18 protein-coding genes and 1 pseudogene are annotated in these 20,588 nt (G+C 58.6%); 17 read left to right on the forward strand and 2 right to left on the reverse strand.

Features of this window, described 5'->3' with window-relative positions; translation table 11 throughout:
* The 7 genes and pseudogenes from QD336_RS22130 to QD336_RS22160 all read left to right on the forward strand — a co-directional run.
* A pseudogene (locus QD336_RS22130) lies at positions 1 to 591 on the forward strand (type VI secretion system tip protein VgrG); the annotation flags it as partial.
* 8 nt (positions 592 to 599) lie between these two features.
* Positions 600 to 1,196, forward strand: a complete 597-nt coding sequence (locus QD336_RS22135; protein WP_499172213.1) for a DUF4123 domain-containing protein — start codon at positions 600 to 602, stop codon at positions 1,194 to 1,196.
* On the forward strand, positions 1,193 to 1,672 hold the full coding sequence (locus QD336_RS22140; protein WP_269345155.1) for a hypothetical protein: 480 nt from the start codon (positions 1,193 to 1,195) through the stop codon (positions 1,670 to 1,672). Before QD336_RS22135 ends, QD336_RS22140 begins: the two co-directional genes overlap by 4 nt.
* Positions 1,669 to 2,598 (forward strand): HNH endonuclease, encoded by a 930-nt coding sequence (locus QD336_RS22145; protein WP_142781239.1) that lies wholly within the window; start codon positions 1,669 to 1,671, stop codon positions 2,596 to 2,598. Before QD336_RS22140 ends, QD336_RS22145 begins: the two co-directional genes overlap by 4 nt.
* Before the next feature lie 15 nt (positions 2,599 to 2,613).
* A complete protein-coding gene (locus QD336_RS22150; protein ID WP_269345159.1) occupies positions 2,614 to 3,132 on the forward strand; it encodes an SMI1/KNR4 family protein in 519 nt (172 codons plus the stop codon).
* Between the two features lie 12 nt (positions 3,133 to 3,144).
* Positions 3,145 to 3,933: a cell division cycle protein 123 family protein gene (locus tag QD336_RS22155; protein WP_269345161.1), complete on the forward strand. Its 789-nt coding sequence runs from the start codon at positions 3,145 to 3,147 to the stop codon at positions 3,931 to 3,933.
* 22 nt (positions 3,934 to 3,955) lie between these two features.
* The gene (locus QD336_RS22160) at positions 3,956 to 4,258 is read left to right on the forward strand and encodes a PAAR domain-containing protein (protein ID WP_080853669.1); all 303 of its coding nucleotides are present in this window, start codon (positions 3,956 to 3,958) and stop codon (positions 4,256 to 4,258) included.
* A gap of 48 nt (positions 4,259 to 4,306) precedes the next feature.
* On the opposite strand, the gene QD336_RS22165 is transcribed toward QD336_RS22160, so the two are convergent.
* Positions 4,307 to 6,280: a putative bifunctional diguanylate cyclase/phosphodiesterase gene (locus tag QD336_RS22165; RefSeq protein WP_269345164.1), complete on the reverse strand. Its 1,974-nt coding sequence runs from the start codon at positions 6,278 to 6,280 to the stop codon at positions 4,307 to 4,309.
* A gap of 341 nt (positions 6,281 to 6,621) precedes the next feature.
* Here QD336_RS22165 and QD336_RS22170 point away from each other — a divergent pair, with 341 nt between their 5' ends.
* The 4 genes from QD336_RS22170 to QD336_RS22185 all read left to right on the forward strand — a co-directional run bounded on the left by QD336_RS22170 (position 6,622) and on the right by QD336_RS22185 (position 11,535).
* Positions 6,622 to 7,461: an inositol monophosphatase family protein gene (locus QD336_RS22170; RefSeq protein ID WP_269345166.1), complete on the forward strand. Its 840-nt coding sequence runs from the start codon at positions 6,622 to 6,624 to the stop codon at positions 7,459 to 7,461.
* A gap of 60 nt (positions 7,462 to 7,521) precedes the next feature.
* Positions 7,522 to 8,130 (forward strand): dual specificity protein phosphatase family protein, encoded by a 609-nt coding sequence (locus tag QD336_RS22175; protein ID WP_003522018.1) that lies wholly within the window; start codon positions 7,522 to 7,524, stop codon positions 8,128 to 8,130.
* Positions 8,124 to 9,809, forward strand: coding sequence for a metallophosphoesterase family protein (locus QD336_RS22180; protein WP_269345168.1), 1,686 nt, complete (start codon positions 8,124 to 8,126; stop codon positions 9,807 to 9,809). Before QD336_RS22175 ends, QD336_RS22180 begins: the two co-directional genes overlap by 7 nt.
* An 82-nt stretch (positions 9,810 to 9,891) precedes the next feature.
* Positions 9,892 to 11,535 carry a Na/Pi cotransporter family protein gene (locus tag QD336_RS22185; protein ID WP_269345171.1) on the forward strand — a complete coding sequence of 548 codons (1,644 nt, stop codon included), beginning with the start codon at positions 9,892 to 9,894 and terminating at the stop codon, positions 11,533 to 11,535.
* Positions 11,536 to 11,583: 48 nt separating this feature from the next.
* On the opposite strand, the gene QD336_RS22190 is transcribed toward QD336_RS22185, so the two are convergent.
* Positions 11,584 to 12,570, reverse strand: a complete 987-nt coding sequence (locus QD336_RS22190; protein ID WP_269345173.1) for a LacI family DNA-binding transcriptional regulator — start codon at positions 12,568 to 12,570, stop codon at positions 11,584 to 11,586.
* 513 nt (positions 12,571 to 13,083) lie between these two features.
* Between QD336_RS22190 and QD336_RS22195 the strand changes: the two genes are divergently transcribed.
* The 6 genes from QD336_RS22195 (at position 13,084) to QD336_RS22220 (ending at position 20,541) form a co-directional block, all read left to right on the forward strand.
* Positions 13,084 to 14,937 carry an ABC transporter permease gene (locus QD336_RS22195; protein WP_269345176.1) on the forward strand — a complete coding sequence of 618 codons (1,854 nt, stop codon included), beginning with the start codon at positions 13,084 to 13,086 and terminating at the stop codon, positions 14,935 to 14,937.
* A complete protein-coding gene (locus QD336_RS22200) occupies positions 14,937 to 16,070 on the forward strand; it encodes an ABC transporter ATP-binding protein (protein WP_499172215.1) in 1,134 nt (377 codons plus the stop codon). Before QD336_RS22195 ends, QD336_RS22200 begins: the two co-directional genes overlap by 1 nt.
* 33 nt (positions 16,071 to 16,103) lie before the next feature.
* Positions 16,104 to 17,228: an ABC transporter substrate-binding protein gene (locus QD336_RS22205; protein ID WP_269345178.1), complete on the forward strand. Its 1,125-nt coding sequence runs from the start codon at positions 16,104 to 16,106 to the stop codon at positions 17,226 to 17,228.
* Positions 17,229 to 17,242: 14 nt separating this feature from the next.
* On the forward strand, positions 17,243 to 18,391 hold the full coding sequence (locus QD336_RS22210) for an ABC transporter substrate-binding protein (RefSeq protein WP_269345179.1): 1,149 nt from the start codon (positions 17,243 to 17,245) through the stop codon (positions 18,389 to 18,391).
* Positions 18,392 to 18,473: 82 nt separating this feature from the next.
* Positions 18,474 to 19,562, forward strand: coding sequence for an ABC transporter substrate-binding protein (locus QD336_RS22215; protein WP_269345180.1), 1,089 nt, complete (start codon positions 18,474 to 18,476; stop codon positions 19,560 to 19,562).
* Positions 19,563 to 19,623: 61 nt separating this feature from the next.
* Positions 19,624 to 20,541 (forward strand): inositol monophosphatase family protein, encoded by a 918-nt coding sequence (locus QD336_RS22220; protein WP_269345182.1) that lies wholly within the window; start codon positions 19,624 to 19,626, stop codon positions 20,539 to 20,541.
* The last annotated feature ends 47 nt before the right edge of the window (positions 20,542 to 20,588 follow it).

The following is a 20,588-nucleotide window of genomic DNA, read 5'->3' on the forward strand; positions in this document are numbered from 1 at the left end:
GCCGCCCAGATCGCCGGCGGCGGTGGCCCGGGCGTTGCGGCCTTCGCCACCACGCTCGCCTCATCCGCCCTCGGCTTCCTCGGCGCAGGCGGTATTTCCTCGCGTGAGGGCGTCGTTTCCGGCCCGAGCCCGCGTGCAGATGCGGGTACGGCGCTTGCCGGCTCCGGCTCGGGCGTCGGTTCCGATGCTTCGGGATTGTTTCCGCTGCCGGGCATCATGAACACGATCGTCAGCACGTTCAAATCCGACAGCGTCGGGGTGGCGCGGGCAGAACAGATCGGGGTGAGCAAGGTTACGAATGTCGGCCAGACGTCGCTGGAAAGCGTCGGAAAGACAAAGAAGACAACCGTTGGAGAGCGTTACGAAATAAACGTTGGCAAAGCCATTTTCACGCAAACTGAAAATCACACGGTGATCGTCAGCGACAAGATAGTGCTTGCGGCACCGGGCGGCGTTATCGAGATCAACAAAAATGGGGTGTTTATCAAGGCAACCAAGTTCGAGGTTAAAGCAAACGCTGTGAACTTCAAGCGTGGCAGTGCCGGCAAAAGCACGAACAAGCCTTTTGCTGAAGACTGCTCGAAGAAGTAGGGGTTGGCGTGGAACTCAATAGCGAGAAGAGGCAGGAAGTTCTTTCCAAACTGCGTGAGGAGCAGGGGGCTGGCGGAGCCGCGCGTCTTTATGCCGTGGTCGATGCGTCCCGGGCGCCGATGATTATTCCACCAGCGCTTCAAGCCATGACGGACAAGGTAGCATGTCTTTACAGAGGCAATGCGCTTGAAGAGTTTGGAGACGATACGGCCTGGGTCGCAGAGATGACTTCTGACGAAAGCGTATTGCAATGGCTTATCGATAAGGGCTTTGGCAAACGCTGGTCAATTTTTCTGCGAACGTCGCATTCATTGGAAGATGTTGTCCGGCATTTGAGGAAATTTACGATGGTCAAAGATAGTGAGGGGACTATTCACTTCTTTCGTTATTACGACCCACGAACGCTGCGCCAATATCTGCCAGTCCTGACATCAGAGCAGGCCGCCGTTTTCTTCAACGGAATTGAGTGTTTTTATTGTGAAAACGACCTGAAGACGGGAGAATTCCTCAAGTTCCGCTTTGGAAATGGCACTGTACATCGTGAGATCGTTTTGCCTTCTGAAGACACGGGCCAGGCAAAGGCAGTTGAGAGGACATTATCATGATCATTGAATTCGATCCGCGTCAGATGAATGCGATGCTGCACGATGACGACGATTTTACGAATTATTTCACCAGAGAGGTGATGCCAAAGCATCTACCCAGTTTCGCCGATATGGCGGGGTCGCCCCAGGCTGCCGAAATGACACGGTGGGGCAGGCGCTATGCGGAGCATTTCGGCTTTTCCGATCCAGTTTATCAAATTCACTTTGTCGTTTTGATGTGGCGGATCGGCCCGGATTTCTTTCTCTTCGGACCGTATAAATCCATCCTGGGAGACCGAAGCCAAACCGAGGAACAACGTATCGAGCGCTGTAACCTCGAGCCGACCATGAGCCAGGAGGGAAATGCGATTGCGCGGAGCGACAATGCCTTCTGGTTCCCGCAATATATGAAGAACAACATTCTCGGCGTCCCTTATGACGACATCGAGGAGGAGTTCGAGCGTGAGCGTGCTGCCAGGGCGAGAGACGTTCAATGAGCCAGCATCTTGATGATCTCGTCAATGTCCCGGATACACGCGAGCTTGAACTGGCCCGTCGTGATCTGGACATGCTGAACCAGCGCTACACCGAAATCGCGAAAGAAGCGGGTTGGCTGGCTGCTTCGTCCGTTCCCGTCGTGGGAGGTGTCGTGGATGTTGCAAGCGCTATTGGAAACGCCTGGACCGGCAACTGGGCAGATGCCGGGCTTGATCTGGTCGGTCTTATTCCTGTCTGGGGTGACGGGGCCAAGGCCGCTGCCAAAGGTACCAAGATCGCGCGGTATGCCGAAAAACTGATGAGCCAGGTTGCCGCCGCTCAGCGCAAGGTCAAAGCGCTCGAAGACCATGTACGAAAGTCGGCGGCGGCATCGAAATATTGGGCTTCCAAGCGTGGCGAAGCCTACCGGAAGCTTCAGGAAGATCTGAGGAAATGCAATACGAAGGCATGCCGCCAGAAAAAGATCGACGAGTATAAGGATGGTGGCAAATACAAGAACATTCCCCGGGAGAAGGGGACGTGGGCCGGAGAACCGGGAAACAGCAAGTGGTCTCCTGAACCGGGATCGAATGCCGATAAAGCCCTGAAAGAATACGGTCAGGATGGGATTTCTTACAAAAACGGGAAACCCGATTTTTCACCATTCGTGAAAAAAGGCCCGGATGGGCAGCCGATTCAGACCCGCATATCTGATATGAAGGGTGACTTGGCTAGAGGGCCGGATGGCGACGTGGGTCAAGCCGTTGGTCCGCTCAAAGAAAGGTATGGCAGCTGGAGCAAGGCTGCCGATGAAAATGGCTTTACGTGGCATCACAATGAAGACACATCAACGATGCAGCTGGTCGACTCGCGGATACATAATACCGGCCAGGGCGGCGGTGCCCACAGCGGCGGCGCTTCTGCAGTCAACGATCCTTCCTATTAGAACGGAGTTGTTCCAATGGTTCTCTTAAAAGATGCGGTTCAATTCCTGGAGGAGAACAACGATTTTCAACGCGTTCCGGATACGACGTGGACTGACCGCGATTTCAGTCGCTTTACGGAACTTACCGGGCTGATCGTTCCGAAACAGCTGGAAGAGGTTCTGAGGCAATACGGTCACTGTGGAACCGAATACAACGATTCATTTCTGGTCGAATACGATGACGGCAGTCGGTCGGTACATGATGTACAGGTGCTTGTTTCGAATTTCGATACCATCGTTTCGTGGCATGACACCTTTATTGCGAATTCCAGTTGGGAAAAACAGTTCACGCTCCCAATGATATTCTTTGGATCGGCGGATTCGGGACATGCCTATTTGTTGATGGATGGCAAAAATCCTGAAAATGGGGCCGTTTACTTCTGGGAAAGGGCGACAGACCCATTTGGTACAGGAAACAACGCAAAAGGGATCGTCAAGCTGGCGGACAGTCTGCCGGAATTCCTGATCAATCTCTCCGCACCAGAAAACCTTTGATGTGTAACGAATATGCTTGGTCTACACAAAAAATGGCGAGCAACCTTTATTGAATCCTGGCCGGACGAAGTGTGCGAGCTAGGGTTACCCTTTGAGCAGTTGCTTATTTCGGAGCAGGATCGTGTCGCCATAGGGAGCAGGACCGCGGCTTTCCGGGACCTGTTCAGTGTAGATGAACTCCCTCAACTGTCAGATGAATTCCGCGTAGCCATTGACGCAAAAACCGCGGTTTTCAAAGAGGGCGCCCATTTTCGCTTCGGTGGATGCAGTTTCAAACAGCCCGGACAATACCAAAAGGGGCCGATCTTCAACAGCGCCCAACTCATGTCTCATATATTGCGGGATAACCCCCGTGTGGCGGGACTTCTTGCCAGTTCACTTCAAGATAAATTTGACGTTTGCATGTTCATACGGCCTTGGAAAGACATTCCGAAATGGTCTGAGTTCAGGCTCTTCATGAAAAACCGGGAATTCCTCGGCGCTTCCCAGTATTTTCATACGGCTTTTTTTCCTGAGATAGAGGCAAATGCCAAATCCATCGCGGCAGCTCTGGTGGATTTTGCGGACCGTTTCAGGGAGGTCGCTCATATTGATGATGCTATCGTCGATATTTACCTGAAGCCTGGTGATGTCGCCGGATTTGAAGCTGTGCTTCTGGATATTAACCCGCTCATCGTGCGGTCCGACCCGTGCCTGTTTCAATGGAGGAACGGGGGGGATTTTGACAGGGGGCTACGCTTCCGGGGCGGGTATAATCGAGTGCTCGCCATAGCACCGTTGCCTTTTGCACGTGCGGCTTGATTTAGTTGAGAAGGAGGAGCCAATGACCGCCAGCCCAGTCTCCCTTAAAGGCCACATGCATGTCTGCCCCAAGGTCGATCCCGGCCCAAGACCGCATGTTGGTGGTCCCGTCATCTCCACCCAACAGAGTTTTGTTACGGTTGAAGGAACGCCGGTCGCAACTGTCGGTGATACCTGTTTGTGCACGGGAGTTCCGACGACCGATACAATTACTGCCGGCTCGTCCTTTGCCGTTATTGATGGAAAGAAGATAGTGCGGCAGGGGGATGCATGCGCGCATGGTGGAAGATTGGTGCAGGGAACCTCCTGGATTACTTTCGAGTAATCTGAAATACGGTGCCGTGACGACAATCTGCCTCATGCAATTGTTTGACTAGCGGAGCCTGTTTCTGCGTTTGCCAGCGGAAATTCTGCCTCTAGTCGCCTGCTCCGAAAGAAACGCACCGGCATCCTCTTCCCGAAGCGGCGGCGCATAGATATAGCCCTGCACCAGCGTGGCGCCGAGGCCTTCGAGTGCGGTGAGCTCGGCTGGTGTTTCCACCCCTTCCACCACGCATTCCAGTTCCATGTCGCGGCTGAGGGTGAGAAGGGATTTCACGATTTTGTAGCTGGCCGGTTTTTCGTGTAGGTCCGTGACGAAGCTGCGGTCGATCTTGATCTTGGTCAGCGGCAATGCGTGCAGTCGCGTCAGGCTGGAGTACCCGGTGCCGAAATCGTCCAGCGAAATGCCGCAGCCGAGACGCCGCAGCATTTCGACCGATTGCCTGACCTGTTCGAAATCATGGGCAAAAGCCGTCTCGGTAATTTCAAGGTCCAGCCGTCGTGCATCGAAACCGCTGTTTTCGATGATGCCGAGCAGGGACAGCACGCCCTCATGGGAATTGAGGTCCTGGGCGGAAAGGTTGAACGACAGGCGCAGGGAGGGTTCCCACTTGGCGGCGGAGGCGAGCGCCATCTTGAGAAGCGGCCGCGTCAGCGAACCGACGATGCCGGCCCGTTCCGCGATGGGGAAGAACTGGCAAGGCGGCACATGCCCGAGAACCGGGCTGTGCCAGCGCGCCAGCGCTTCAAAACCTGCCGTCCTTCCGTCGCGTATATCGACAATCGGCTGGAACACGACCGAAAGCTCGTTTTCCATATCCCGCTGTTTGAGCAGGTGCTCGACGCGGGCTTCGATATTGATCTGCTTTTCGTGCTCCGCATCGAACAGAACGGCATCGCCACGCCGGGTTTTCTTGGCGTGATAGAGGGCATAATCCGCCCTGTCGAAAAGCTGTTCAAGCGTGGAGGCGAGGTTCGGAAACACGGCAATTCCCATGGAAGCGGAAACATGCACGGTGCCTTCCGGCATATGGTAAGGCGCCCTCAATTGCTCGGAGATCGCATTGGCATTGGCGACGAGTTGTGCGTCATCTGGTATGATCGGGGCGACGATGGCGAATTCGTCACCGCCCAGCCGAAAGGCCCTGCTGGCTTTCAGATTGGCGGTGAGGCGTTTGCTGACATTGACAAGCAGCCTATCTCCCACGGAGTGTCCGTAAAGATCGTTAACGGGCTTGAACCCGTCCAGATCGATGACACCCAGCGCCAGCCGGGTTCCGTTGGCCCTGGCTTTTTCGAGTTCGGCCTCAAGATGGGCGAAAAAGGCGCGGCGGTTGGGCAGTTCCGTCAGGCTGTCGATATTGGCAAGCAGCAGGTTTTCGTTGCTGAGCGCTTCCGTGCGCTGTTGTGAAATGACCATGCGCTCGAAATTGCGGTAGTTGGTCAGCAGAATGGACATCATGCCGGTGCAGACCAGCAAAACGTTGATGGCGATGGCAACAAAGGTCGGTTGCCGCGAGGCCAGAAAGAAGGCGATGAAGGCGCCATTGACAATAAGCGTCACCATGAAGGCGGCTGAGCGCACATACATCAGACAGAAAATGCAGGAAATGACGGTAATCGCCATATAGAAAGCGACGTGGGATTGCGTATAGGCATTCCCATAGGGCACCAGCAGGAAAGACCAGAGCGTGAATGCCATGGCGATGCCGGCAGCGAGGCGATTCGTGCGCCGAAGGGCTGAATGCGCCACCCGCGGTTCGGGATCCATGCCGCGCGTCCTCCACCAGAAGGCGACCCTGAGCGTGCAGCCGAGTGTGAAGAGGGCGGGAACTCCAACGGTGAGCCAAAGCGGCGCCAATCGCATATGCGTCATTGCAAGCGCCCATGTGCTTGAAAGCAGGATGAAATACATCATCGGCATCTGTCGGGTGAAAGCGCGGTACTGTGCTTTCAGCAGATCAGGATTGTCGGACCGGACGGACATGAAGTCCTGCAGTTTTTGTGTGGCGGTCAGTATTTTCATTCATGGCTCTTCAAATACAGAGCAGCATTTGTAACATAATTCCCGTTACATCATTGGAAATACACAGGGTTAACCGACAGACAACTGCATCAACCGCAAGATGCAGGCGCTTCGCTTCGCAACATTCCAATGTTTTCGATATTAAATGTTTCCTGCGGGGATATTGTTAGCGGTGAAGCAACCCTTTGCTTCATGCCACGTGTTGCGGCGCATCCATCGAATTGGCATGATCGGCCCGCCCGCTTCCAATGTTCATTAGCTCCCTTTCAACGCCCCTTGAAAAATTTGAACACGCGTGCAATATGAGCGCGTGTTCAAACTTTGAGAAATGGTTCTTGCGCATGGATTCGATCCACTATCCCGATACATTGGCGGCGCGTGCCGAATTGTGCCGCAGCGTTATTCTTTCCGCCGGGGAGTTGGTGCTGAAAGGTTTTCAGGGTGACGCGACGCGCAGCTTTTCGATGAAGGGGCCGCAGGACTTTCTGACGGTGACGGATGCCGCCTCCGAAGCGCATATTCGCGGTGCGATCATGGCCGCTTTCCCGGAAGACAGTTTTTTCGGGGAAGAGGGCGGCGGTGAGATCGGTGAGCGCGTCTGGGTCGTGGATCCCATCGACGGCACCGCCAATTTTGCCCGTGGCATTCCGCATTTCTGCATCTCCATCGCCTATGTTGAAAACGGCCAGACCGAAATCGGGGCGATCTATAGTCCCGCCCTTGGCGAGCTTTATTTCGCCCGTCGCGGCGAGGGAGCGACACGCAACGGTCAGCCGATCCGGACTGCGGAAACGGAGCGATTCGATGCAGCTTCGATCGAGATGGGGTGGTCCACCCGTATCGCGAATGCGACCTATCTCGATGTCGTCAGGAACCTGCTCGATATGGGCGCCAATGTCCGCCGCGCCGGCTCCGGCGCGCTGGCGCTTGCCTATGTGGCTGACGGCCGTTCCGATGGCTATCTCGAATTGCACATGAATTCATGGGATTGTCTTGCGGGGCTGCTACTCGTCAGCGAAGCTGGCGGCGATGTGTGCCCTTTTCTGGAGATCGGCAGTCTTCGGGAGGGCGGGCCGGTGCTGGCCGCAGCCGCCGGTGTTGCCAAAGGCGTCAGTCAGGCATCGAATATAGCGCTCGCCGCGCGGCAGCTGTCGGATCGTCCGCGGGCGGTATCGGCGTGATTTATGGCGGAGGCCCTTTTGCAGAGGGGGCCTCGTGCTTCATGCATGTGGAGGAATGAAATGGATGGACCCGTTTATGCCCGGCCTGCAATCAGCCTGATTGCGGAAGGGCTCGGCCCGCACAATGCCGCGCTTTACATTGGCGGCAGCGATGGTGCGAGCGATCTCGGGCTCCTTCGCCGGCATGGCATCACCACCGTCGTCAATTGCGCCGTCAATCTGGATATCAATCTCGTGCAGGCGGTGGCGGAAGAGGGCGACAGGCGCGCCGTGGGTTATGGCGATATCCGTTATTACAAGCTCGGTCTTATCGATGGCGAGGGCAGCCCCGACACCATGATGCTGGGCGCCTATTACATTCTCGACGGCGCGCTTCGCCAGACCATGCCGAAGCGGGAAACCTATCCCTTTGCAGATGGCGGCAATGTGCTCGTCAATTGTCGCAGCGGCCGCAGCCGTTCCGTCTCACTGGTGGCGCTTTTCCTGCACAAGCAGCAGCCGGATCTCTATCCGACCCTCGACGATGCGCTGGCCGTGATCCGCACGAAGCGGGAATTGCGGCCTGACGAATGGTTCGAGACGCCGAAACCGATGCTTTACGCCGCCGCCCGCCGTGCTTCCGACTGGATCGACATGGTCGAGGGCAGAAAGACCGCTCAACCATGCTGACACGCACGCTTCCCTCCGTTGCCGTCATCGCCGACGCGCATTTCCATGACACGGCAGCCGATTTCGGATTTCCCGGCATCGAAATCGACGGTCAGCGCATCACCATGCGCAGCTGGTCGGATACGCGTGAATCCACCCGGGTTTTCAACGAAAGCGCCGATGCATTGCATGCGGCACTGGAGGAGGTGCGGCAGCGCGGCATTCGCCATGTGGTGCTGCTTGGCGACTATACCGATGATGGCCAACGGGTGACGACCGAAACGCTGAAGGGCATCCTGCAACGCCACGGCGACGCCCACGGTACGGCCTTCTACGCATTGCCCGGGAACCACGATATTTTCGGCCCGTGCGGCCGGCACCACACCAAGGAGTTCCTGACGGAAAACGGCAAATGCCTTTCCGTTTCAAGCGATGCGCGGCGGGCCGGTGAGCGCGTCGTCGTGAGCGACGGGATGTATTGCGAAGGTTATCCTGCGGGCCTTGGCCCGATGGCGGCTTTCGGCTATTTCCGCCAGCCGGATTATCTGCATTGGGAAACCCCTTTCGGTGTTTCCGATGCGCCGGAGGACCGGCTGTACGCGGTGCGCTCACCCGATGGGCGCAATGTCTACCGCCTGATGGATGCCTCCTATCTGGTCGAACCGGAGCCGGGCCTGTGGCTACTGATGATCGACGCCAATATTTTCGAGCCGCTCGATGGTGAGTTCGAAGCGGGCGAGGAGGCGGCTTTTATCGACAGCACCTCCGGTGGCTGGAATGCGCTTTTGCGCTGCAAGCCCTTCCTCATCGACTGGATCGCTGATGTACGCCGCAGGGCGGAGCTGCACGGCAAGACATTGCTCGGCTTTTCCCACTATCCGGCGCTCGATCCTTTCGATGGCGCAAGCGGTGCGGAAGGCGCCCTGTTCGGTGAAACCAATGTCGTGCGCCGCACGCCGCGCAAGGCGGTGGAGGATGCGCTGTTAAAGGCCGGGCTTGCCGTCCATTTCAGCGGGCACCTGCACGTGGAAGGTGTGACCCGGCGCGGGGAGGGCGAAAATTCGCTCACCAATATCGCCGTGCCGTCGCTCGTCGCCTTTCCGCCCGCCTTCAAGATCGTCCACCCGTCGCGGCAGGAAATCCTTGTCGAGACGGTGGAGATGGCCGCTCTGCCGGTCAATGGCCGCATTTGCGATGGTTATGCACAGGAAACCGCACTGACGGGCGAGGCGAACGACCGGGCTTTTGCCGCCGGCAATTACGGTGAATTTCTGCTGGGCCACAAGCGGGCGCTGATCAGGCACCGTTATTTCCCCAAGGAATGGCCGGCCGAGGTCGTCACGGCAATCGCCGACAAAAGCGTTCGGGAGGTTCTCGGCCTGCTTGGAGGGGAAGGCCAATCTTCGTCTGATGCTGCTGTCCTGTCCTTGGACCTGCCGATGTTCGAGCTGATCGCCGACTGGTATTGCCTGCGCCAGGGCGCAGGTCTGGCGCTGCCGCACATCGCGCCGCAACGGCTTTCCCTTTATCGAACGCTGGCGGAGCGCTTCGGTCACGGGCCGGATCATCACGATGGTTCGGTCGAAAGCTTTCTCGAAATCTTCTTCGGAGCCCTCGGCCTGTTTCTCGAGCGTGCCGAAGGCAGCCCCGGCGATCTGGAGCTTAGGCTTGTACCGCAGCGTGAACGGGTTGCGGTTTGATCTGAGGTGTTTGCAACAAGCGCGGCCGCCATGGTGGGGCTGAACCCAGACCGGCGGCGAGGATAACAAGCGGGGTGATCCGATGGAATCTGTCGTGGTCAGCATCAATCTGTTCGGCGCAGTGGCGCTGCTGCTTTTCGGCCTTGGACAAATCAAGGACGGAATGTCGCGCGCCTTCGGCGCCCGGCTTCGCATTGGCCTTGCGGCCGGCACGCGGGGTGGATTTCGTTCTTTCATCGCCGGCCTCGTGGCGACAATCGCCCTGCAGAGTTCGACCGCCACGGCGTTGATGGTCGCCTCTTTCGTCGAAAAGGACCTCATCGCGCCGGCCATGGCGCAGATCGTGCTGCTCGGGGCCAATGTCGGCACGGCGATGACCGCCTGGATTGTGGCGCTTGGGCTTGGCTGGCTGTCGCCGATGCTCATCCTTGCCGGTGTTGTCCTGTCACGCGGAAAATCGGTGCAACGGCAGGGGGCCGGTGCGGCGCTCGCCGGTGTCGGCCTGATGCTGCTTTCGCTGCATCTTCTTTCGGCTGCGACAGATCCCATAAGGCAATCGCCGGCGCTCGGTCTCTTCATCGGCATGCTCGGCAATGCCTGGCCGGTGGCGCTGATCTTCTCCGCCGTATTGGCCGCGCTCGCCTCCTCCAGTCTGGCGATTGTCGTTCTCATCCTGTCGCTTGCCGCAAGCGGCGGGGTTGAAACGAGCCTCGTGATCGTTCTGGCGCTCGGCGCCAATCTCGGCGGCGCGGTGCCGCCGGTGCTGGCGACGCTGAAAGCACCGGTTGCAGCGCGCCGGGTGGCCGTCGGTAACCTCATCGTCAGGGCAATCGGCTGTCTCGCGGCGCTGCCTCTTGCCGGATATGGCGCTGCGCTGCTGGAGATGTCGCCTTTCTCGCACGCCAATCTTGCGGTCGATGCGCATCTTTTCTTCAACCTAGCCGTCGCCGCCATCGCCTGGCCGCTCTCGCCGCTGTTGCTGCGGGTAACGACGGCGCTGTTTCCGGAAAAAGAGAAAAGCGAAAGCCATCGGAGCTATCTCGACAGCCACGATCTCGATCAGCCGGTTGCCGCCCTTGCCGGCGCGAGCCGCGAGGTTCTTCTGGTCGGCGATCTGATCGAGCGCATGCTGCGGCAGGCGGGCGAAGCCATGCGTGACAGCGACGTTGCAAAACTCAATGATATCAGCGCGCTGGAAGGCCGGGTCGACCGGATACAGCACGACATTAAGGTCTATGTCTCGAAGGTGGGGCAGGACGGCTTGAGCGGGAAATACCAGAGGCGTGCGATGGATATCGTCGAATATGCCATCAATCTCGAACATATCGGCGATATCATCGAGAAAGGCATCCGCCCGGAAATCGCCAAGAAGATCGATCTCGGACTGCGGTTTTCCGATGATGGCAAGAGCGAGCTTGAGCGTCTTTTTACCGTCACTCTCGACAATATCCGCATGGCGCAATCCGTCTTTACAACCCGCAATGCCGCGCTTGCACGCCGGCTGGTGGAGGTGAAGGAAGATGTGCGGCGCCTCGAAAAGCAGTCGTCGGAGCGCCATCTCCAACGCCTGCGCGACGGGCGGGCTGAAAGCATTCAAACCAGCTCGGTGCACCTCGACATGTTGCGCGATCTGAAACGCATCAACGCCCATATTGCCGCCGTCGCCCATCCGATCCTCGATGAAAGCGGCCTTCTTATCGAAAGCCGCATCAAGCAGGTCAGTTAGGGGATATGGTAAAGCCGCATGACGGCTTATGCCCGGAATGCATTTGCTCTAGCGCGCGGTGATACGCTCGACCATGGAAACGGGTACGACCTGAAGCCGGGTTTCCGGCTCATCGCTATCGAGCGCGGTTAAAACCTTCTCGGTCAATGCGTCGAAGGATTGGGCAACGGTGGTCAGCTGGTAGCTTTTCCAGCCCGCCTGCGGAATATCGTCGAAGCCGACAATCGAGATGTCTTCCGGCACCCGGCGGCCCATTTCCAGCCGAGCGGCGTCCATGAAACCGAGCGCCAGTAGATCGGTCACGCAGAAAGCGCCGTCTATCGTCTTGTCGGCGAGCAACTCGCGGCCGGCCTGATAACCGCTGTCATAGCTCGTCGGCCCGCCGGACCATGGAACGACCTCGATGCCTTCGATGGTCATGCGCTGGGTAAAGGCGGCGGCGCGGCGCAACTGCGCCGGCGTCTGGCTGCCGCTGGAAATGACCGCGACCTTTTTGCATTTCGCTTCCACAAGCCGCATGGCGGCAAGATCGGCGCCGCGGGAATCGTCGCTCAGCACCATGTTCGTATCGGTGCGATCAAGACGCTGATTGATGAGAATGAGGCGCACGCCATTGGCGATGCATTCATCGACGATCGAGGCCGGCGGTTCGCCGGAGAGAACGACGATGGCCTGCGCACGGAATTCGAAGAGAAGCTCGATCAGCGGCGCAATGTCCTTGCGGGCATCCGCCGCATTCAGCAGCAGGCATTGCAGGCCACGACGCAGAAGGCCGATGCTGAGGAGATCGAGCTGCTTTGAAATGAAGGGAGAGCTGAGGTTGGCGCCGACGACCCCGATGAGATTGGAGCGGTCATTGTTGAGGCCCTGCGCCAGCCGGTTGACGCGGTAGCCGAGTTCCTGCGCGGCTTTCAGTACCTTGCGCCGGACGGCCTTCGATACGCTGCCGCCGGGTGTGAAGGTGCGCGAGACGGCGGAGCGCGAAACCCCGGCCTTTTTCGCCACTTCTTCGGCCGTCACGAACCCTCTCGCCATTCAACTCCCCCGTTGCGAAATCCTATGCCTGATATCACAGGCCATATGATGTCGGCTATTCCAATTGAAATTTTTCACCCGCGCTTGGCAACGCTGAGAAAAGGCCGCCTGCATTCCAGGAAAATGTCTCATCCGTTCTATTGTCGCCATGCAGGGGAAAAACATTTCCCACGCAAGCTTGTTCAAAAATTACAGTTTTGTGACAAAAAATAGTTTTAAAACAAATAAATAAGTTAGTGATCACGTGTGCATTTTTTCATTGACAAAATGCCTTTTAACACGGATCATGCATTCCAAGGTCAAGGAAGATATGGAATTTTTATTCTACATCGGCCTTGCCGGCGATGTTTTAGGGAGGAGCTGGATCATCGTTATTTGTGGGCTGGACGCCCGCTTGTGAAGCATTGACGCATTGCTGAAGGTCAACGCACGTGCCGCCTGTTCTGCGGGTCACGCGAAGGCGGGTGCTTGCCGGCGTGTGGTGGCAATTGCGTGGCCATATGGGGAGAGATAATGGCTCTTTTAAGCGAATCGACGAAGGCGAAGGCGCTGGGAAGTCCCCCGGCGACCGCGCCTTCGGCATGGCAGGCCTGGCGGTATCGTCTCAAGGTCGCGCTCAGGGAACCGACGACGCTGATCGGCGTCCTGACAGCGCTGCTTTTCACCTATCTGATCGTCGTTCCGATCATTTCGATCATCCTCGACGCCGTCCGCGTCCAGTTCGGGCACGAACGGCGTCTCGGCAAGGATGTCGGCGATCTCACGCTTTATTATCTCGACAGGGCGTTTTTTTCGCCTGTCGCATCGGATATTTTCTGGCGTCCGCTCTTCAATACGCTGACCGTGGCATTCGGGGCGATTGCGCTTTCGCTCGTCATCGGCACCGTGCTCGCCTGGCTTATCAGCCGGACGGACATGTTCGGCCGTCGCTGGTTCGCCACCGCCTTGATCGTGCCCTATATGCTGCCGGCATGGACCTTTGCGCTTGCCTGGACGACGCTGTTTAAAAACCGCACTGTTGGTGGTCAGCCCGGCTGGTTCGAGGCGATAGGCCTCACTCCGCCGGATTGGGTGGCTTATGGGCGTTTCCCGATCACCATTATCCTTGCCCTGCACTACACGCCTTTCGTCATCCTGCTGTTCGGCTCGGCGCTTCGCCGCTTCGACTCGCAGCTTGAAGATTCCGCCCGCATTCTCGGCGCCCATCGTTATCAGGTGGCGTTGCAGGTCATCCTGCCGCTGATGCGCCCGGCGCTGCTTTCTTCCATGGTGCTGATCTTCGCGAAGTGCCTCGGCGAGTTCGGCGTGCCCTATGTTCTCGGGCTGCCCGTGAAGTTCGAGGTCCTGTCCACCTCGCTGTTCCGCAGCATTGCTTCGCGCCAGACCGGCGTTGCTGGCGTCGTTGCGGCCTCGATCATGCTCATCGGCATCATCACGCTCATGATCGACGCCCGCCTCGTTCGCGAAGCCCGCCGTTTCGTGACCATCGGTTCGAAGGGTTCGATGAACCGGCAGAGCCGTCTCGGCAAGATGCGGCTTCCGGCAACCGGCTTTGCGGCCGCCATCTTCATCCTCAGTGTCGGCCTGCCGCTTCTGACCCTGGCGCTTTCGACCGTCATGAAAATGCCAGCCCGCTTCACGTTCGACAACTTCACCCTCGATTACTGGATCGGCAGCAATCTCAACACCGTGGCTTTGCAGACCGGCGTGCTCCTGAGCCCCGATCTGTGGGCAGCCGCGAAAAACACGATGATGATCGTCGGTCTTGCCTCGCTCACATCGGGTATTCTCGGCCTGCTTGTCGGTTATGTCGTCATCCGCACGCCGGCGCGGGCCCTGTCGGTCTATCTGAGACAGGTGACGTTCCTGCCTTATCTCGTGCCCGGCATCGCTTTTGCCGCCGCCTATCTGTCGCTCTTTGCCGTTCCGCGCGGGCCGATGCCGGCGCTTTATGGCACGGTGACGATCCTCATCCTCGCGTTGATTGCCGACCAGATGCCCTATGCCTCGCGCGCCGGCATTTCAGCAATGACGCAGCTTGGAAAGGATCCGGAAGAGGCGGCCCAGATCGCCGGCGCGGGCTGGTTCCGCCGCATGATCTCCATCGTCATCCCGATCCAGAAGGGATCGCTGGTGACCGGGGTTCTCCTGCCCTTCATTTCGGGCATCAAGGGCTTAAGCCTCTTCGTGATCCTGGCCGTGCCGAGCACGGATGTTCTGACCACCTATTCGCTGCGGCTGGTCGACTATCACTACACGCAGGCCGCCAACGCCGTGGTGCTGATCATCGCCGCCATCGCTTATTTCGGCACGCTGTTGGCCCAGAAGCTGACCCGCACAAATCTTGCAGAAGGACTTGGAAGCTGATGCCTACCATCAACCTGCGCGGTGCGCAGAAAAACTATGGCGTGAACTCCGCAAATGCGGTTTCCGATCTCGATCTCGAAATTCGCGACGGCGAGTTCATGTGTCTGCTCGGCCCTTCCGGCTGCGGCAAGACCACGACGCTGCGGATGATCGCCGGCCTTGAAAACCTCTCCGGCGGGGAAATTCGCGTCGGCGACCGGGTGATCGATTCCGTTACCGAAGGCATCTTCGTGCCGCCGGAAAAGCGTGAAATGGGCCTGGTCTTCCAGAGCTACGCTCTGTGGCCGCATCTGACCATCGAGCGCAACACGGATTTCGGTCTGCGCCTGCGCAAGCTGCCGAAAGCGGAGCGCGAAGCACGGGTGGAGCGCGTCATGCAGGCGCTCGATATCGCCAAATATCGCGACCGCTATCCGTCGCAGCTTTCCGGCGGACAGCAGCAGCGCGTGGCGCTCGCCCGCATGCTTGCGGTCAATCCGGGCGTTCTGCTTCTCGATGAGCCGCTCTCCAATCTGGATGCCCGGCTGCGGCTGGAAATGCGCGCCGAGCTGAAGCGGCTGCACAAGGAGTTCAAGACCACCATCGTCTTCGTGACACATGACCAGTGGGAAGCCATGACGCTTGCCACCACCATCGCCGTCATGAACGAGGGCACACTACAGCAGATGGGCACGCCGAACGATATCTATGACCGTCCGGCCAATCGTTTCGTCGCCGAATTTGTAGGAAGCCCGCCGATCAACATCCTGACCTTCGGCCAGCCCGGTGTGTCGGATATAGCCGATAGCGCGGAATCCTATTTCGCAACGCGTTATCCGCAACTACGCGGCATTGCCTCTATCGGCATGCGGCCGGAGACGATGGGTTATGCGATGAAGCCCGAGGATGTGCCGCAGGGCAGCTTCTCCGGCGAGATGACGGTGACCGGCGTGCTGCCGACCGGCGGCAGCTGGATTCTCGAACTCAGAAGCGAGAACCATACGCTGTTCCTGACCACCCATTCCCTGCCGCGTATCGACAGCGGCGACCGCGTGTTCTTCCACGTGCCGCCCGAGGCCCTGCACGCCTTTGACGTGATGGGGCAGCGGATCACCGAGGCGGACGCCGTTCTGCGCAACAGCACCTACAACTGAAAACGCCGCCGAGACGGCTGAAGGAGAAGCAGTATGAAGCGGACAATGACGAGCCTGAGTCGGCTGTTGTGCGCAACGGCGATCGCCGCAACGCTTGGCGGCGCGGCGAAGGCGGGAGAACCTTTCGACCTCAATGCCCTGATCGAGGCGGCGAAAAAGGAAAAGCCGATCACCGTCTATGACAGCACGGGCAAGATCGTCGAAATGGCGAAGAACTTCGCGACAAAATATGGTGTCGGCGCAGAGGGCGCGAAGGTGAAGGTCTCGGCCCAGCTGGAAATGATCATCCGCGAGGCGCGCGCCAACAATATTCAGGGCGATGTCTCGATCATCAGCGATGCGCCTGCGGCGATGGCGCAGCTTATTCCGCTCGGTTTCGTCGAAAGCTGGCTGCCGCCGGATAAGGCCGGCAATATTCCCCCGGAATATCAGGACCCGCTTACCGTCGTCACCAGTGCCAATGTCTGGGCCTATAACAGCGAGCTTTTCGACAAATGCCCCGTTTCCAATATCTGGGAACTGACCGATCCGAAGTGGAAGGGCAAGGTCGCGATGCAGGATCCGCTGGGCAAGGCTTCCTATGTCGACTGGTTCAACCAGATGGCCAGCCACGGCGACGGCGAGGTGAAGGCGGCGTATAAGGCGCTTTACGGCAAGGACCTCGAAACCGGGGAAAAGAGCGCGACTGCGGCCTGGGTGAAGGCGCTCGCCGCCAACGCTCCGCTGCTGACCGACGCCGATGCGGCCGCCGCCGAAGCCGTTGGCGCTCCCGGCCAGAAGGAGCCCTTCATGGGCCTCATCAGCTCGGCGAAGTTCCGCGACAATGCCGAGAAGGGCATGAAACTCGGCCTCTGCAAGGAGCTGAAACCCTGGGTCGGCTGGCTCTATCCGGGTGTCGGGCTGATCACCAAGGGCACGAACAGCCCGAACGCGGCGAAGCTCTTCATTCACTACATCATGACTGCTGAAGGCATCGCACCGCAGGCGATCGACGGCAAGATGTCGACCAACAAAGAGGTGAGCCTGCCTGCGGATGAGCCGTCGGGTATCGGCGCCGTTCTCGATGACATTCTGCCCTACAGCATGGCGACCAGCCTTGACGACTGGGACGCGCGTGAAACCTGGCAGGACTTCTGGCGTGTGAACTACAAAAAATAACGGGGGACCATCTGGTGACGATCACTACTCAGAACAAGAATGGCAATGAGCGCAGGCGGCGGAGGACCGCCTCCGCACTTTGCCTCGGCTTTTCGCTGGCGCTCAGCGGGGCCGCCCATGCGCAGGATGCCTTCAATCTCGATGCGCTGATCGACGCCGCGAAGAAGGAAAAGCCGATCACGGTTTATGCGGTGACCGGCAAGATCGTCGATACGGCACAGGCCTTCACCGCCAAATACGGCGTGCAGGCGAGCGGCAAGAAGGTGAACGAGGCAACGCAGGTCGAGTTGATGATCCGCGAACATCGGGCGGGCAATGTCGTCGGCGATGTGAGCGTGGCAACCGATGTCGCCTCTGCCATGGGCGAGCTTTTGCCGGAAGGCATCGCCACCAGTTGGACGCCGCCGGATCTCGAAGGCGATATTCCGCAAAAGCTGCGCGATCCGCTCGTGGTCGTCTCGGACCCGCATGTCTGGACCTACAATACCGAGAAATACGACACATGCCCGGTCACCAACATCTGGCAGATGACGGAGCCGAAGTGGAAGGGCAAGCTCGCCATGCTCGATCTCTTCGACAAGCCGCTTTATGCCGACTGGTTCAACCAGATCGAAACCCATCACGATGCCGATGTCGCCAGGGCCTATGAGGACCTTTACGGCAAGAAGCTGGAGACGGGCGAAAAAAGCGCAACGGCGGCCTGGGTGAAAGCCTTTGCCGAAAATGCACCGCTGCTGACGGATTCGAGTTCGGTGGCGGATGCGGCCGGTGCGCCTGGGCAGGCCGATCCCTTCTTCGTCATCACTTCGGTAGCGAAGTATCGTGACAACGAGGCCAAGGGGCTGAAGCTCGGTCTTTGCAGCGGCGTAAAGCCCTTTTCCGGTTTTCTCTATCCCGGTTTCGGGCTGATTGCCGGGCAAACGAAAAGCCCGAATGCGGCGAAGCTTTTCCTGCATTACCTGATGACGGAAGAAGGCATCGCGCCGCAGACCGCTGACGGCAAACTCTCCGGCAATATGAAAATAGCCCTGCCGGCGGATGAGCCCTCGAAGGTCGCCAATCATCTCGATGAGTTGATGGCTTTCGACGCCGCAACGGCGGCCGACGACCTCGACAAGCGCGAAGGCTGGCAGGATTTCTGGCGTGTGAACTACAAAAAATAAACGCAAGGCGGGTGCGAGCCCGCCTGTCTTTTCCTTGGGAGGGGAAACGATGCGAAGAACGAATTTGAGGACCGCCTTGGCCATGGCCGCAGCTGCAGCGATTATGGGCGTTTCCGCACTGATCGCCGCGGCTGAAGAGACTTTCGATCTCGATGCTGTTCTTGCGGCTGCGAAGCAGGAGAAGCCGATCAACATCTATGACAGCACTGGCAAGATCGTTGAGATGGCCGATAAATTCAGCGCCAAATACGGGCTGAAGGCGACGGGAGTGAAGGTTTCCGCCAATAGCCAGCTGGAGATGATTATCCGCGAAAGCCAGTCGAACAATGTGCAGGGCGATGTAGTGCTGATCACCGATGCGCCATCGGCGCTTGCCCAGCTTCTGCCGGCAGGTTTCGTCGAGAATTATCTGCCGGGCGACATGACCTCTAAAATCCCGGCGCAGTTTCAAAACCCGCTGGCCATTTCCACCAATGCCAATGTCTGGGCCTATAATACCGAAGCCTATGACAAATGCCCGGTGACGAATATCTGGGAACTGACCGAGCCGAAATGGAAAGGCAAGGTCGCCATGGTCGATCCGCTCAGCAAGAGCACCTATACGGACTGGTTCAACCAGCTTGAAGCCCACGGCAATGAAAAGGTGGCGGCAGCTTACAAGGCTCATTCCGGCAAGCAGATGGAGGAAAAGGGTGCGGCAGCCGCCTGGATCAAGGCGCTGGCCGCGAATGGTCCGCTCGCCACCGATGGCGACGATCCGGTGGCGGAGGCGGTGGGCGCGCCGGGTCAGAAGCAGCCCTTCTTCGGCCTGCTGAGTTCGGCCAAATTTCGCGACAATGCCGACAAGGGCTACAAGCTCGGCCTCTGCACCGATCTCGATCCCTGGGTTGGCTGGACCTATATCAAGCTCGGCCTGATGGCCTCCAAGACCAGAAGCCCGAACACGGCCATGCTCTTTATCCACTACGTCCTGACGGAAGAGGGCATCGCCCCGCAGATGAAGGACGGCAAGCTGCCGACCAATACCGACATCAAGATACCAAATGACGAGCCTTCGGGGCTGATGAAGGTCGCCGACCGGCTGATGGGCTACGATTCCGCCACCGGTCTCGATGATTTCGACCGCCGCGAGGAATGGCAGGATTTCTGGCGCGTCAACTATACGAAATAACCCCGGTTGGCGCGGTCCTTGCCGCGCCGCCTCCTCCTTTTTGCGAACGAACGGACTGGACATGCCGATGCAGACTTCATTGAGCGAACGGAAACCTGGAGACGAGGATGCGTTTTCCCGCTCTGTGCGGTTGATGAAGATCGCGGAAACGGCGGCGCGTGCCGTGCGCGATCCGTTGCTGGCGGCGTTTCGGTCGGATATGGCGGTGGATTACAAGGTCGATCTCCACGATATCGTGACCATCCATGACAAGCGCGCCGAGGCTGCCATCCGCGCCGTCATTCTCGAACGGGAGCCCAATTCGGCGATCATGGGCGAGGAGGGCGGCCAGATCGGTAGCGGTGAGGTGCAATGGTATGTCGACCCCATCGACGGCACGGCAAATTTCGCCCGCGGCCTTGCTTTCTGGTGCGTGTCCATCGCTGCCGTCATAGGCGGAGAAGCCGTCGCCGGCGTGGTTTACGATCCCGTGGCGGACCAGATGTTTTCCGCCGATCTCAAAACCTCCTATCTTGATGGCGAAAGGCTGCATTCCCGCAGCGTTGCAGATGAGACTCGTGCGACGCTCATCACAGGCTATCCCGTCTCGCGCGATTTCCGGCTGGATGGGCGGGAAGCGGCGCTCGCCAATTTCGGCACTCTTGCCGAGACCTTTTCGACATTGCGCCGGCCCGGCAGCGCTGCGCTCAGCATTGCCCATGTTGCGGCCGGCTGGACGGATGCGGCCGCCGGTTTCGGCGTCAATGCGTGGGATGTGGCCGCCGCCATTCTCATTCTCAAAAACGCCGGCGGAACCTATGAGCCGCTGCCCCTCGGAAAGGTGGCGGAAGGTTCCGCCGATTTCCTTTGCCCGGGCTATATCGCCATGGGTGAGGGGGCCAGCTATCCGACATTGCAGCGGGTGGCGCGATCCATATCCGAAAGCCGCATAGCCAATGCGGCGATGAAACTGAACCAGTCGGCCGCCGCGAAGGCCTGAAGACGCAATAGATGACGGCGGCCGTATAGACGCCGATGGAGACATGA

The sequence above is a fragment of the Rhizobium sp. BR 250 genome (assembly GCF_047445855.1).
Classification (GTDB): Bacteria; Pseudomonadota; Alphaproteobacteria; order Rhizobiales; family Rhizobiaceae; genus Agrobacterium; species Agrobacterium tumefaciens_I.

Bases quoted from the DNA above. Each gene is read 5' to 3' on its own strand.
- QD336_RS22140 (WP_269345155.1), top strand. From the start codon at position 1,193: ATGATCATTGAATTCGATCCGCGTCAGATGAATGCGATGCTGCACGAT.
- QD336_RS22145 (WP_142781239.1), top strand. From the start codon at position 1,669: ATGAGCCAGCATCTTGATGATCTCGTCAATGTCCCGGATACACGCGAG.
- QD336_RS22150 (WP_269345159.1), top strand. From the start codon at position 2,614: ATGGTTCTCTTAAAAGATGCGGTTCAATTCCTGGAGGAGAACAACGAT.
- QD336_RS22155 (WP_269345161.1), top strand. From the start codon at position 3,145: ATGCTTGGTCTACACAAAAAATGGCGAGCAACCTTTATTGAATCCTGG.
- QD336_RS22160 (WP_080853669.1), top strand. From the start codon at position 3,956: ATGACCGCCAGCCCAGTCTCCCTTAAAGGCCACATGCATGTCTGCCCC.
- QD336_RS22165 (WP_269345164.1), bottom strand. From the start codon at position 6,280: ATGAAAATACTGACCGCCACACAAAAACTGCAGGACTTCATGTCCGTC.
- QD336_RS22170 (WP_269345166.1), top strand. From the start codon at position 6,622: ATGGATTCGATCCACTATCCCGATACATTGGCGGCGCGTGCCGAATTG.
- QD336_RS22175 (WP_003522018.1), top strand. From the start codon at position 7,522: ATGGATGGACCCGTTTATGCCCGGCCTGCAATCAGCCTGATTGCGGAA.
- QD336_RS22180 (WP_269345168.1), top strand. From the start codon at position 8,124: ATGCTGACACGCACGCTTCCCTCCGTTGCCGTCATCGCCGACGCGCAT.
- QD336_RS22185 (WP_269345171.1), top strand. From the start codon at position 9,892: ATGGAATCTGTCGTGGTCAGCATCAATCTGTTCGGCGCAGTGGCGCTG.
- QD336_RS22190 (WP_269345173.1), bottom strand. From the start codon at position 12,570: ATGGCGAGAGGGTTCGTGACGGCCGAAGAAGTGGCGAAAAAGGCCGGG.
- QD336_RS22195 (WP_269345176.1), top strand. From the start codon at position 13,084: ATGGCTCTTTTAAGCGAATCGACGAAGGCGAAGGCGCTGGGAAGTCCC.
- QD336_RS22200 (WP_499172215.1), top strand. From the start codon at position 14,937: ATGCCTACCATCAACCTGCGCGGTGCGCAGAAAAACTATGGCGTGAAC.
- QD336_RS22205 (WP_269345178.1), top strand. From the start codon at position 16,104: ATGAAGCGGACAATGACGAGCCTGAGTCGGCTGTTGTGCGCAACGGCG.
- QD336_RS22215 (WP_269345180.1), top strand. From the start codon at position 18,474: ATGGCCGCAGCTGCAGCGATTATGGGCGTTTCCGCACTGATCGCCGCG.
- QD336_RS22220 (WP_269345182.1), top strand. From the start codon at position 19,624: ATGCCGATGCAGACTTCATTGAGCGAACGGAAACCTGGAGACGAGGAT.